Origin of the sequence: Dyadobacter tibetensis Y620-1 (assembly GCF_000566685.1) — a bacterium.
GTDB classification, from domain to species: domain Bacteria; phylum Bacteroidota; class Bacteroidia; order Cytophagales; family Spirosomataceae; genus Dyadobacter; species Dyadobacter tibetensis.
The window spans coordinates 179,197-192,199 of the sequence record NZ_AZQN01000010.1 but is presented as its reverse complement, the minus strand read 5'-3'; the positions used below and the strand labels follow the sequence as shown (position 1 = coordinate 192,199).

10 protein-coding genes and 1 riboswitch are annotated in these 13,003 nt (G+C 43.5%); of the genes, 5 read left to right on the top strand and 5 right to left on the bottom strand.

The annotated features are described in order from the left end of the window. Positions 1-52 precede the first annotated feature (52 nt). On the bottom strand, positions 53-3,652 hold the full coding sequence (locus X939_RS0120460) for a SusC/RagA family TonB-linked outer membrane protein (RefSeq protein WP_025765145.1): 3,600 nt from the start codon (positions 3,650-3,652) through the stop codon (positions 53-55). Positions 3,653-3,666: 14 nt separating this feature from the next. Between X939_RS0120460 and X939_RS23845 the strand changes: the two genes are divergently transcribed. Beyond that, complete coding sequence (locus X939_RS23845) at positions 3,667-3,864, top strand: hypothetical protein (RefSeq protein WP_131694752.1); 198 nt, start codon at positions 3,667-3,669, stop codon at positions 3,862-3,864. Here the strand turns inward: X939_RS23845 and X939_RS0120455 are convergent. Then, positions 3,853-4,866 (bottom strand): FecR family protein, encoded by a 1,014-nt coding sequence (locus tag X939_RS0120455; RefSeq protein WP_025765144.1) that lies wholly within the window; start codon positions 4,864-4,866, stop codon positions 3,853-3,855. The two genes, X939_RS23845 and X939_RS0120455, sit on opposite strands and share 12 nt — an antisense overlap. A gap of 532 nt (positions 4,867-5,398) precedes the next feature. Between X939_RS0120455 and X939_RS24050 the strand changes: the two genes are divergently transcribed. Beyond that, the gene (locus X939_RS24050; protein WP_262485438.1) at positions 5,399-5,524 is read left to right on the top strand and encodes a hypothetical protein; all 126 of its coding nucleotides are present in this window, start codon (positions 5,399-5,401) and stop codon (positions 5,522-5,524) included. Here X939_RS24050 and X939_RS0120450 read toward each other — a convergent pair. Genes X939_RS0120450 through X939_RS0120440 form a run of 3 tightly spaced genes read right to left on the bottom strand, consistent with a single transcriptional unit; the run spans position 5,521 to position 9,636 of the window. Beyond that, positions 5,521-6,051 (bottom strand): D-glycero-alpha-D-manno-heptose-1,7-bisphosphate 7-phosphatase, encoded by a 531-nt coding sequence (locus tag X939_RS0120450; RefSeq protein ID WP_044200170.1) that lies wholly within the window; start codon positions 6,049-6,051, stop codon positions 5,521-5,523. The genes X939_RS24050 and X939_RS0120450 overlap by 4 nt on opposite strands. Before the next feature lie 57 nt (positions 6,052-6,108). After that, positions 6,109-7,134, bottom strand: a complete 1,026-nt coding sequence (gene hemE / locus X939_RS0120445; RefSeq protein ID WP_025765142.1) for a uroporphyrinogen decarboxylase — start codon at positions 7,132-7,134, stop codon at positions 6,109-6,111. A 45-nt stretch (positions 7,135-7,179) separates the two neighbouring features. Further along, positions 7,180-9,636: a TonB-dependent receptor gene (locus X939_RS0120440; protein ID WP_025765141.1), complete on the bottom strand. Its 2,457-nt coding sequence runs from the start codon at positions 9,634-9,636 to the stop codon at positions 7,180-7,182. A 116-nt stretch (positions 9,637-9,752) separates the two neighbouring features. After that, positions 9,753-9,848: riboswitch (TPP riboswitch) on the bottom strand. 113 nt (positions 9,849-9,961) lie between these two features. Between X939_RS0120440 and rocD the strand changes: the two genes are divergently transcribed. From rocD to X939_RS0120425, 3 genes are all read left to right on the top strand, one after another. Then, positions 9,962-11,221, top strand: coding sequence for an ornithine--oxo-acid transaminase (gene rocD, locus X939_RS0120435; protein ID WP_025765140.1), 1,260 nt, complete (start codon positions 9,962-9,964; stop codon positions 11,219-11,221). Positions 11,222-11,224: 3 nt separating this feature from the next. Next, positions 11,225-12,604 (top strand): S41 family peptidase, encoded by a 1,380-nt coding sequence (locus X939_RS22725; protein WP_044200167.1) that lies wholly within the window; start codon positions 11,225-11,227, stop codon positions 12,602-12,604. Positions 12,605-12,689: 85 nt separating this feature from the next. Continuing rightward, positions 12,690-12,944 (top strand): GlsB/YeaQ/YmgE family stress response membrane protein, encoded by a 255-nt coding sequence (locus X939_RS0120425; RefSeq protein ID WP_025765139.1) that lies wholly within the window; start codon positions 12,690-12,692, stop codon positions 12,942-12,944. Positions 12,945-13,003: the final 59 nt, after the last annotated feature.

Here is a 13,003-nt window from a genome sequence, read left to right as displayed (position 1 = left end):
GCATTTAAGATTTAACCTTTGGAACTGAGTTTCTCAAAAGATTGAGATTGAATTAATAGTTTATTTTCAGGGAGAAAATGTAAGATCGGGTACCAGGAGAGTTGAAATAATCCATATTTCTACCAGTCGGCCCACCCGACATATTTGTATCCGGATCAATGCCCACTACCTTAGTCCATAGTAGCAGATTCCGACCAGTAAAGCCCACATCTATTGATTGAAGCTTCGTAAGACGTTTAAACTTTTCGCCATTTAAATGGTATGAAAGGGATAATTGGCGAAGGCGAGTCCAACTTGCATCTTCGATAAATTGTTCTTTTAGAGAACCGAACCCACTGCCCAAAGTGGTGTACCAGCTCTGATCCAGGAGAACTGTACCGCCACCAAAATCATGGAGATTACCTCGCACAGTAGATCCTGCCGGTATTACAGCTCCGGCATAATTTTTCATATCTGTGGAAAGGGTGACCTCATTACCTGTATCGGCATGGGTACCGAAGTTATACATTACACCTCTGGTTCCACTGAAATAATCCCCACCCTGAGAAGTTTCAAAAAGCAGATCCAATGAGAACTTTTTATACGAAAGAGAAGTACCAAAACCCGCTATCCAGTCAGGGTTTGGATTACCCACAACTCCTGTAACAGGATCGGCAATTGGAAAACCATTGCTGTCGAATTGTCTAGAGCCATCTTCATTTACAGCAAATTTGCTACTCCAAAAGACCCCGATAGGTTGACCCACCACAGCCCTAGCATCCATAAAATTCTGAATTCCACCTTCCAAATAAAGTGATTGGGTTCCGGCCAAATCCAGCACCTCACTTCTATTCCGGCTGAAGTTTCCTTTCAATCCCCAGGTAAGTTGACCCTTTTTAATTATATCATAGGTCAAATCCATTTCCAACCCTCTATTCTGAAGGACAGCTGCGTTAGTATATTTGGTTGCAAAACCTGTGGAAGGAGCCAAAGTTACGGGCACCAATACATCTTTAACCTTATTATTATAGTAGGTTATGCCCGTTCTGATTCTATTACCTAAGAACCTCAAATCCATTCCTACCTCATATTCAGTTTTTCTTTCGGGTTTAAGGTATTGATCCCCCATAGAACTACTTTGCAAATATGCACCTTCACCAAACTGGGCCCCTTCTAGGTTATCGCCCCAAGGACTCGCCGAAAAAGTCGCCGACGAAAAAACGGTATTAGACCTGTAGGGTAAGGGCTGGACCCCTACAACTCCATAGGAACCTCTGATTTTACCAAAATCGAGTCCACTGATTTTGTCAAAAATAGGCAACTGGGTGAATAGCCAGGCTATGTCGGCTGAGGGATACAGAAATGTCTTGTCCGATAGACTTCCAAAAGAAGAAGCAGATTCAGCCGCGGCCGACAAGTTTAAAAATAATGCATCATAGGCACCAAAGTTTGCCGTAGCATAAGTACGTGTGGTACGTACCTCGCTGCGCATATTTACTGGTGTCCTGTTTTGGGTAGTGGCATTGGAAAAATTCACTGGAGCATCTGCCACTAAGAAATTATTAATTGTGACACCGGCACTATAGTAATTACGGTTGTTGATATTAAATCCTATCACATAGGTAGAGGTGAAGTTAGTTCCTATGTTCTTAGTTACTCTGGCAAGCAAATCTGCATTAACTTGTGTCTCTCTGGTCAGCTGATCCCGGTACTGTCCCTTCCCAGCCCCTATGATATCGTTAACGGGAAAGTAGTTTACCTGTTGATCGGTATAGGTATCGATTCCTCCCCGAGCGATAATATCTATCCATGATACTGGCTTAAGCCCCAGTTCGACGCTGTTGATAAACCGATCTACGTCGGTGGTATTTTGCTGTTCATAAAGGGCCCAAAGAGCATTATTATTTGCTGGATTGGGAACAGCTCCCAAGTAACTTCTATAACCTCGTTGCCGACCCGTAATAGGTGAAGCGGTTGGACTACTGAAATAACTGCCCTTATAATCAGAAATATCGAAGTCAGCAGGATTCCGTGCCAAACCTACCATGGCCCCGGCAAGATTATTTCCCCTCTGAATTCTGTCAGAGTAACTTTTGGTATAAGCTGTATTAGTAGAAATACGCAATTTATCTGTAAACTTCCTTTCTACATTCAGCCTTGCAGTGCTACGATTATATTTGCTATTACCCCGTTGGATACCCTTTTGCCGGACATCACCCAAGCTTAGGAAATAGGTGGTCTTAGGATCGCCCCCACTAATACTAAGAGCATTATCTACAAATACACCCGTCCGAAATACCTGATCATAATTCGAGGTATTGAATACATCAGTGGAGTTCTTTTTAAGAATTGGATAATATTTAGTTCCGTCCACAGCTTCAAAATATGCCCCCGAGATATTCACTTCATCGGCACCTCCACTACGCTCAGAAATTTTATCACCCCAAGCATTGGCCGCATTAGGATTGTACACCCCGCCAGAACCCTGACCGAATTGGCCTTGAAAAGGATGGTACTTATTAATTTTGTCGACGGAAACATTCGAAGAGAAGCTAATGTTCATTTTCCCTTCAGACCCTCGCTTCGTGGTAATCAAAATAACACCATTCGCTGCACGGGAGCCCCATAAGGCGGCAGCAGAGGCCCCTTTTAATATCTGCATAGAAGCAATATCGTTGGGGTTAATATCATTAAGTCTTGATTGAGGCACAACTCCTCCTGAGGTCCCCCCTTCGGTCGTACTGCTAATCGGGATTCCATCGACCACGATTAATGGTTGGGTATTTCCAGTCAAGGTATTTTGACCTCTAATTTGGATAAAGGATGCCGCTCCTGGGTCACTTGCCGCCCTGGAAACTTGAACTCCGGCTGCCTTACCTGCTAGGCCATTAATTATACTCGTTTCTCCTGACCGTGCGATGGCTTCGCCCCCCACTTTGCTGCTGGTTGAACCAAGTCGATCCGCAACTTCCTTAAATCCTAAAGCCGTTACTACCACCTCATTCAAAGCTTGAACATCTTCTTTTAACATTACATGGATCGTGGACCGGTTGCCTATGGGAACCTCTTGTGTCTTGTATCCGATGAAGGAGAATATAAGCACTCCCTCACTATTGGGCACATCTAGTGAGTAGTTGCCATGCACATCGGTAACGCTACCAATATTGGTGCCCTTGAATAATACATTTACACCTGGTATACCCTCCTGTCCATCTTTATCGGTAACCTTTCCCTCTATTCCGAATGTCTTGCTCTGGTAATCCTGTGCTGCATCAACCTTCAAAATTTCTGGTGCCAGTGGGGCCGCATTGCGACGGTCGCTACGCTCCTTTTTGCTCTCTTCTTTAAAGAGTATATAATACCCTTTTCTTGACTTTCTATAACCTATATCTTTTGACTTTAATATTAAATCTAATTTCTGCTCTACCTCCTGATTACCCAATAGAATTTCCCTCTCAACTTTTTCGACCAAAATATTTTGCAATATGGCAGTCTCATAGGCTATGGAAATATTGTGTTTAACTTCTAATTCTCGCAGCAGATCCTTCAAAAATACCTGCTGAAGCTTGATTACTTCGGCAGAAATAGGTTTAGCAACAGAAGTAGGGACTATGAGTGGAATCGCACTTAATCCGAGTAATACAAAGGAGTACGCCTTGTAAGATAGTTTCATAGTAGTTACTTAAAATGGTTGACATAAGAATACATGCATTAATCCCCCTCATAAAAATAAGAGGTGACAGAACTGGAGGACTTCACCAGATTCTAGATCTTCATTATGTATGTGTGTCTGAAAACGAATTTACTTTTATACATCTGCGTGCGGCTCAGATGCACATCTCACCAGGCAAAGCTCGTGGCGCTACCGGAAGGTTATATACTTAAAATCCACTTATTATCGACTTGTATAAGCTTAAGCTGAAATAACTCGGCAATATCTTGAAGTAGAACTTCAACTCCTTCTTCTGTAAGTGGTATAGACCCTGACGCTTTTTTCTTCAATAATGAAGTGTCGTTAGCAATCACATGTATTCCATAGGAGTTTTCTACCTTTTTTAATAGCTCTTTTAGGGGCGTACCGTCCAACTGCCATTTGGGCATGGCCCAGGCTGAATAAGCTTCGACTTCTACCTTCTCTAAGGCATAGCTCGTAATTTTCGCTTGGTTAACGTCCATTTCCACCAGATCACCCGGTTTCAACAACATCTCTTTAGTTTCTGGTCCCCTAAGCAGGATACTACCCGACTTCAGCACTACTCGGCTCTTACCCATTCTTTCCATAAGCGTAAATTCTGTCCCCAGTACCTCCACTTGTTTCCCAGTTTCTGTATTTACCCTAAATCTTCTGTGATCAGTAGTGTGTTGAATATTAAAAAATCCCTCGCCATTCAACCAAACTTCCCGGGCAAATTCACCATTAACCAATTTATATTGCAGGCTACTCTTCCCCTTTAGGGTAACCTTTGAACCATCTGGAAGCGTAACCCTCTTAATTTGTCCAAAATCCGAGGTAATGTAGATTGGCTTATACTTGTAATAAAAATGAACTGTTGATATGGCTATCAAGAGGGCTATTACAGCAGCAACATATCTTCCGGTAGTCCATAGATATATTTGCCCTATACCCTCTATAGATTCCTGAGAGTGTAAGGGGCTTTCCACCTCCATGGTATCGGTAGTCCTAGTGGTACTGTCCCATACTTCCCCAGACTGGATCAGAAGTTGAAGAAAGAGCCTCTCATCTTGATCATCTGAACTCTCAAGCAATTGCATCGCCTGCTGAGTGTTCTGCTCAGATGCCGACAACCATTCTGTAACCTCAATCTCTTCATGTTCAGAACACCGGCCCTTAAAAAATCGAATGATCAGTTCTTTCGAAATATCCATACCTAACCTCAGAATGCTAATAGACAAATAGATCGTACATACCCAACTATTGTTAAGGAGTCATTAATTTGGCCTTACCCCTAATCAACTTTGCTTTTATTTTGCATTTAAGCAGATATATCCAATATTTATATCCAATACTTCAATTTTAACAGAATATCATTCAAATGAGACTACAAATAAGATGAGTATTGGCCCGGATGTCCTATGAGCAAGGACATAATAAAAGAATTCCTTGATCACTATGTTGTGATATAAATATGAAGTGGGCACTACAAAGTGGTAGGATACTGCTCACACCGCAGATCGATAGAATTGCATAGAGGCTAGATCAGCCAAATAGTCCATAAAAGAATATTAATTAGGACCAAAGGAAGTATTCAATAATAAATTTGGTTATAATTATCAAAAAACTTTGCATGCTTTCGTTATTAAAACGTTCATGCAAAGAACTTTCTATTATTTTTGGAACATCAAATCGATAGGACAGCCCAAAAACTTCCCATCTATAATTTCAACTAGAAGAAGAATTATGAAAAAATTACTTGTACTATTAGCAATCTGCTGCATAGGGGCTATTTCTTCCTGCACCAAGCATGCCTGTCCTGCCTATGGTTCTTTACAGAAGACTGCTCCTGTTCAGACCCAGCGCGTTTAGCTCTTCGACAGGATCAGCTCTGAGGCTTCCCTTAAGTTTTTGGCAAAAAAATCTCCAGAGTGTCCTTCAGGCGAAGGCAGAATATGGATGGTCTTAGCGCCCACTTTTTTACCGGCTTCCATGTCACGGGATCTATCGCCTATCATCCAGGATTGAAGTGGATCAATATTATATTTCGCAATGGCCTTTTCCAGCAAAAGAGAATCGGGCTTACGGGAAAGAGACTGCCCAGAGAAGTCTGGATGATGGGGGGAGAAATATAAATCGTCCATCACATGACCACTTACCTCCTGTATTCGCTCATGAATAGCATAAACTGCTTCGGCATCGTACATCCCCTTGGCTATACCCGCCTGGTTGGTAATCACAATCAGCAGGTAACCTGCCTTTTTCAAAGCTTGCAGCGCCTCACCAACTCCCTCCGGAATTATTAAGTCTTCCAGCTTATATAAATAATCGTTCAGGTCTTCGTTTAAAACACCATCACGATCCAGAAAAATACATTTTCTCTTTGGTATCAAATTCATTAGAATTAAATTTTTCGGACTACCATTCCCAAAAATAGAAATGGTAGTCTCTTACCCTTAGTGGCTATATTCCTTAACGGTTTCTATAAAGCACCGAACCTTATCCGGATCAGTATCGGGGTATACGCCATGCCCTAGATTGGCTATATAGGGATGACCTTCAAATTGATGAATCATTTGCTTAACCTCCTTTTTAATTTGATCAAAAGAAGCATATAATACGCAGGGATCCAGATTTCCTTGAAGGGTTTTGTTTGGAATAAGGGCTCTTGTTTCTGAAATATCCATATTCCAGTCCATTCCCACTACAGAGCAATTAAGTTGCCCTATCTCAGTGCGAGCAAAATAGGCTCCTTTGGCAAAAACAGTGACAGGCACTTCCGTAATCGCATCACAAATTTGCTTGATATAGGGAAGTGAGAACTCGCGATATTGCGAAGGGGATAATATTCCCGCCCAGGAATCAAACACCTGAACCAGATCGGCACCGGCAGCTATCTGGGCCTTTAAGTAGGCTATGGTACTATCCGTAATTTTTTGCAATAAGGTATGGGCAAAAATCGGGTCGGTATACAAATGCTTTTTGGCCACTGAAAAGGTCTTCGATCCTTTACCTTCCGTCATATAGCAGAATATAGTGAAAGGAGCCCCGGCAAAACCTATGAGGGGAACGCGGTTTGCCAAGGCCTTCTTTGTAATTCTTATTGCGTCCAGAACATAACCAAGATCTGCCTCTGGATCAGCGATATGTAGTTGATTTAAGTCGTCCAGGGTATGCACCGTTTTAGGAAATACAGGCCCTCTTTGTTCTACCATCTCATAGGGAAGTCCCATACCTTCGGGAATCACCAGTATATCCGAAAAGATAATGGCAGCATCCACACCCAGCAAATCCACCGGCTGGATGGTAACTTCAGCAGCCAGCTCAGGCGTGGTAGCCAGCTGAATAAAACTTCCCGCTTTCTCACGAACGGCACGGTATTCGGCCAGTATCCGCCCTGCCTGGCGCATCATCCATACGGGAGTACGCTCAGTTTTTTCACCGCGTGCAGCCCGAAGTAATAGGTCATTTTTTAATTCCATGCCGCAAAGGTAAATAGAAAGTGCATAGGATGAACCGCCACCATACTAGAACTTCATATTCAAACCTACCAGCCAGTTGGTACCCGCTTGTGGATAATAAAAATTTTCCTGTATAACCTGCTGCCCGGCAATATATCCAAAGGTATAGCCATTGGACTCATACTTTTGATTGAAAATATTGTTTATCAGAATATTCACACTTAGATTCCTGGCCCAGTTGGGCTTTAATGAATAAGTGAGCCGCAGATCGTTAGTAAAATACGCATCTAACTTCCGATTATCATTGCTTGTATTGTCCAGATATTGGTCCCCTACATATTTGCTTAGCAGGGCCAGCTCCAGCTGTTTGGTAAATGCATAGGTAAGCTGACTCCCCGCAATTAGTTCAGGTGAGAATGAAATATTGGTCTTACCGTGCTCGATAGCCCTATATCCTCCCTGATCGTAATCCGGAATATATTCTGTAAAATTGGCAATCCGGTTGGTGCTGACAGTCGCATTTACATTCCATTTAACCTTCTTAGCCAGGGCCAAGGCTCCTTCAAGCTCCACTCCCGTTCTATAACTCTTAGGTACATTAACCCGTACGGCATTCCCCACATCATTAATTTGCCCGGTCAGTACCAGTTGATTCTTATAGTACATCATATAATAATTTGCTGATAGAGCGAAACGATTCTTCTGCCAGCGAAAACCCGCCTCCACATTCTGCAAATTCTCTGATTGGGGAAATAAGGTCGCCGAGGCATCTACAAAATCGCTGCGGTTGGGCTCCCTATTGCCTATACTATAGGATGCATATAAGGAGCTCCCAGAGGCCAGGATATAGTTCAAGCCGGCCTTCGGATTAAAAAATGTGTAGGATTGATCATAGTCCAAAGGCGACTGCCGATCGTCGATTCCGAAGATGCGATGCGAAACGCTCCGGAACTGCAAGTCTGCAAATGCATTGAGGCGGTCGGTAAACTGATAATATGCCTTGCCATATAGATTGAAGTCCTCTTTCAGCCCGTTGCTCCGGTAATATTCATGTTCATTTTGAATACTTCCCGCAATCCGGGCCCAGATAATCTGTCCGTAATGATCTCCATCGTAGCGATTATACCCACCGCCCAGGCTGGCAGTAAGTTTCTTATATCCGTTATAATCTAATGAAAACGTGGTTCCCATAAAGTAATTATCCAGCCACCTCCGACGTATCAAATCGGTACTCCCTATCGTATCAGCTCCAATAATGACATTGGGCAGATTGTAGCTGCTGTAGTCATCCTGATCACGATATTGTTCATAATACCCTAACCCCCGAACCAAAAAACCATTCAAATTCAGAGTCAGGCCATCGGCGAGGGTATGAGAGGACACTATTTGGTAGTGATCCTGGCGGTAATTATCTACCTCATTCTGATATGTATAGTAGTTATATGTCCTATCATTCGAATTTAGCAAATTGGCAGCATCGCGTTCTCCCAGATAATTACGTTCAATATAAGCCTGAATTCCAGCGCGATCTCCTCGCACCTTGGCCTCAGGACTACCATACCAAGACTGGTAAGTACGTTCTTTCCCTGAAAAAACATTAACCCGAACAAAACTTTTTTTACCAAAATAGCCTGCTGACAGATAATAAGAATGCAGATTGGATGTCGCCCTATCAATAAACCCATCTGAAGACACTCTGGAAAGTCTAGCGTCAACAGTAAATTTATCATTTAACAAACCCGTCCCCAGCTTAATCGTATTTTTAAAGGTATTAAATGAGCCGGCAGAATTATTGAGCTCCAGATATGGGTCAGGCTGAAAGCTGTTGGTACTAATGTTAACCGTGGCTCCAAAGGCTCCAGCGCCATTGGTAGAGGTACCTACCCCACGCTGGATTTGGATGCTACTGACAGAAGATGCAAAATCGGGCATATTAACCCAGAATACCCCTTGACTTTCTGCGTCGTTATAGGGTATACCATTTACTGTGACGTTTATGCGCGTAGCGTCCGAACCCCGAATTCGTATCCCCGAATAACCTACACCGGCCCCGGCGTCGCTGGTACTTACCAGAGATGGTGTAAAGTTTAATAATATGGGCAAATCCTGACCCAGATTCTGCTTTTCTATGTCTGCAGCCTGAACATTGGTGTAGGCCATAGCAGACTTATCGTTCACGCGTGTGGCGTGTATGATTACTTCGTCTGCCTGTTTAGTACTTTTATGGAGACGAATCTCCAGATCTTTCGTACGATTATCCAAGGGAACGGTCTCGGTTTGATACCCTACATAGGAAACCACCAACTGCCCGATTTGCTCTGGAAGCTGATCGATGACGAAGTCTCCTGATTCCGTAGAGAAGGTACCCCTAAATGGCCCGGCCTGTATGGTCGCCCCTGGTAAGGATTTTCCGTCTTCAGCATCCACAATACGCCCCGAAACCTTTTGCTGTGCAAAAGAGGATAGACAGGAAAAAATACAAATAAAACAAATGACCACAGAGGCATAATAGTATCGCAACATGTACAAAACGTGTTAGAAACAGGCAAAGGGCCACCTGAATATTTGAATAAAATTAAAATAAACGCTTCAGTCTCCTGTTGACGAGATACACTTTGGATGTACTCGTTTCTGCAATAGCATAAGGAAACGTCTCTCCCTTCGCCGGCATTACCCGGATCAGGTGCTATGGGTATGATCTCAGCCCGTTCGGTAGGGCACCCCTTTGAGATTATGCCACAAAAGTACGGTACAAAAATCTATGTTACAATAAAGTACGTATTTTACTTATCACCCAAGTATTTTGTATTTTTACATCAGTACTGTACCAACCTAAAAACCAATCGATATGTCTGACTTTTCGGCAACCATACCACATCCTACTTCCCAACAAGCCATTGACCTGGAGCTTCGCTTTGGGGCCCATAATTACAAACCCATGTCCGTCGTACTCAATAAAGGCCGGGGCGTTCATGTCTGGGATGTGGAGGGCAAGGAGTATCTGGACTTCCTTTCGGCCTATAGCGCCGTGAGTCAAGGTCACTGTCACCCGAAAATAATTCAGGCATTAATAAACCAGGCCCAGAAACTCACTTTGACTTCCCGGGCTTTCTATAATGACCAGTTAGGGCCTTGCGAGCAATATATGGCCGAGTACTTTGGCTACGACAAAGTATTGATGATGAATTCAGGAGTTGAAGCTGGAGAGACTGCTTTAAAATTGACTCGGAAGTGGGCCTATAAGGTCAAGGGGGTTCCCACCGACCAGGCGAAAATGGTATATGTATCCGGAAATTTCTGGGGACGGACCTTAGCCGCGGTATCCTCTTCCACCGATCCCTCCAGTACCACTCATTACGGGCCATTTTTACCAGGCTTTCAAATCATCCCTTACAACGACCTAGAAGCCCTCGAAAGCTGCTTCAAAAGTGACCCTAATATTGCTGGCTTCATGGTGGAGCCTATACAGGGAGAGGCGGGCGTTGTGGTACCCCACGAAGGATACCTCCAGGGAGTCCGTAATTTATGCACCCAGTATCAAGTACTTTTCATTGCCGATGAAGTACAAACCGGGATTGGCCGTACCGGAAAAAAATTAGCCTGCGACTGGGAAGGGGTAAAACCCGACATTCTGGTATTAGGCAAGGCGCTATCGGGTGGGGTGTTTCCTGTATCTGCGGCACTTGCCAACGATGAGGTGATGCTGACGATTTTGCCCGGGGAACATGGGTCTACTTTTGGCGGAAACCCCCTTGCTTGTGCTGTGGCAGTGGCCGCCCTGAAGGTGGTAGAAGAGGAAGACCTCGCCGCCAATGCCGAGGCTATGGGCCAGATTTTTCGTTCCCGAATGCATGATCTTCAAAAACAATGTTCTTTAATAGAAATCGTTAGAGGAAAGGGACTTCTCAATGCCATTGTTATTAATGACAGCGAGGAAAGCGATACAGCCAATACCCTCTGTTACCAGATGATGGAGAAAGGGCTGTTATGCAAACCCACTCATGGCAATAAAATACGTTTTGCGCCTCCATTGGTGATCAACGCTGAACAAATGAATCAGGCCTGTGATATCATCGCTGAGGTATTTATACAATTTAACAGGCTTTAAGCAATGAGCTCTAAAATATTTTTCGGACTTCTTCTTCTGATAGGAGTAACAGCGGGCTGCAAAGACAAAACAGTAGAACCCGCAACCATTTCTACGACCAATCAATGGATCTACGATATGATGAAAGAATGGTACTATTGGAATGATAAAATGCCCGATAAACCCGATCTAACACAATCGCCTACCGATTTATTTAACTCCTTACTTTATAAGTACGACGCAAATTTACGGCCCGATGGTGACAGGTTTTCCTGGATCCAGGAGAATGTCCAAGAGCTAAAATCCAGCTTGGGAGGTATAAAAATAAGCACGGGCATTGAATTCCGTCTATTCTATTACCCTACCGGAAGCAAAAATGTGGTGGGCCTAGTCCAATACGTAGTGCCCGGTTCGCCTGCTGCGGCAGTGGGAATTAAGCGTGGAGATTTTTTTACTGGAATTGCTAATCAACCACTCACGGCAGATAATTATTCCAAGTTGCTCAACAGCGAAGGGCCTCTCACCTATACCCTGGCAACCATGGATAACCAGGGCAACCTCATCAATAGCGACCAGCCTAAAACTATTACTAAGGTTGAGGTACAATCAGACCCGGTCTTTTTCGATAGTCTCTACCAGATTAATGGAAAAAAAATCGGGTATTTGGTATACAACCAGTTCAATCCCGAACCTTATAAAGCGGATAACAAAGCTTACGACAAAAAGCTAACGGAGAAAATCGGGAATTTCAAAAACAATAATGTACGATCCTTAATTCTAGATCTGCGTTATAATTCTGGCGGATATGTCAGTTCCGCTACGCATTTGGCAAGCCTGATAGGCCGTGTCACTGCCCAGGATAAATTTTACATTAAAGAATATAATAAGACCGTTACTCCTGCCCTTCTCAAGGAATTTAAAGAAACATTTTTCTACGAAACCTTTAGCCCAGTAAGCCAAAGCATAGGGAGTCAGCTTGATCATCTGATCGTGCTGACCTCAACAGGTACGGCATCGGCCAGTGAGCTTCTTATCAACGGATTAAAACCTTTTATGGAAGTAACTGTGATCGGGGGGATTACGGCGGGCAAGAATGTAGGTTCCATCACCATATCCAATGAGAAGGCAGGCATTACCTATGGCCTCCAGCCCATTGTCACCAAGTCCTTCAACAGCTTAATGCAGTCCGACTACTCTGGAGGCTTTATTCCAGAGGTAAGTGTTAAGGAAGGATTGCTGTTATTCCCTTTCGGTGACCCCCGGGATCCTCTGCTTTCTGAGGCACTTTTTAAAATTGTGGGTTCCAGAACAGTGCGTAAGGTGGAAAGTCCACAACTACCTGCAACAGACATTTTCTCTTCATTTTCTCAAAATGCATGGGGCAGCAATATGTTTTTTGACTAGCAAGAATCAAGCAAAAATCTAGTACATTTCGTGGATTTTACTATATTTAGGTTTTCAACATGTACATACCTAAACAAAGTAACTTATGGGAATTTTAACATGGATCATCATTGGGCTTATTGCCGGGGTAGTCGCCAAGGCCATTCATCCTGGTGAAGATCCTGGTGGCTTTTTTGTCACTATCATCATTGGTATCGTAGGCGGAGTGCTCGGAGGCTTTATTTCTTCACTGCTAGGTTTCGGCGCCGTAGATGGATTTAATATAGGCAGCCTACTAATTGCCGTACTTGGCGCAGTGCTGGTATTATTTTTGTATAGAAAATTTAGTAAGAAATCCTGATTTAGATCAGAACTCTTGAGGTGGGGGAATCGCAGGTGTTCGATTCTCCCACCATTTTT

Excerpts from the sequence above, each read along its gene's own strand:
- X939_RS0120460 (WP_025765145.1), bottom strand. The coding sequence starts at position 3,652 with ATGAAACTATCTTACAAGGCGTACTCCTTTGTATTACTCGGATTAAGT.
- X939_RS23845 (WP_131694752.1), top strand. The coding sequence starts at position 3,667 with ATGGTTGACATAAGAATACATGCATTAATCCCCCTCATAAAAATAAGA.
- X939_RS0120455 (WP_025765144.1), bottom strand. The coding sequence starts at position 4,866 with ATGGATATTTCGAAAGAACTGATCATTCGATTTTTTAAGGGCCGGTGT.
- X939_RS24050 (WP_262485438.1), top strand. The coding sequence starts at position 5,399 with ATGAAAAAATTACTTGTACTATTAGCAATCTGCTGCATAGGGGCTATT.
- X939_RS0120450 (WP_044200170.1), bottom strand. The coding sequence starts at position 6,051 with ATGAATTTGATACCAAAGAGAAAATGTATTTTTCTGGATCGTGATGGT.
- hemE (WP_025765142.1), bottom strand. The coding sequence starts at position 7,134 with ATGGAATTAAAAAATGACCTATTACTTCGGGCTGCACGCGGTGAAAAA.
- X939_RS0120440 (WP_025765141.1), bottom strand. The coding sequence starts at position 9,636 with ATGTTGCGATACTATTATGCCTCTGTGGTCATTTGTTTTATTTGTATT.
- rocD (WP_025765140.1), top strand. The coding sequence starts at position 9,962 with ATGTCTGACTTTTCGGCAACCATACCACATCCTACTTCCCAACAAGCC.
- X939_RS22725 (WP_044200167.1), top strand. The coding sequence starts at position 11,225 with ATGAGCTCTAAAATATTTTTCGGACTTCTTCTTCTGATAGGAGTAACA.
- X939_RS0120425 (WP_025765139.1), top strand. The coding sequence starts at position 12,690 with ATGGGAATTTTAACATGGATCATCATTGGGCTTATTGCCGGGGTAGTC.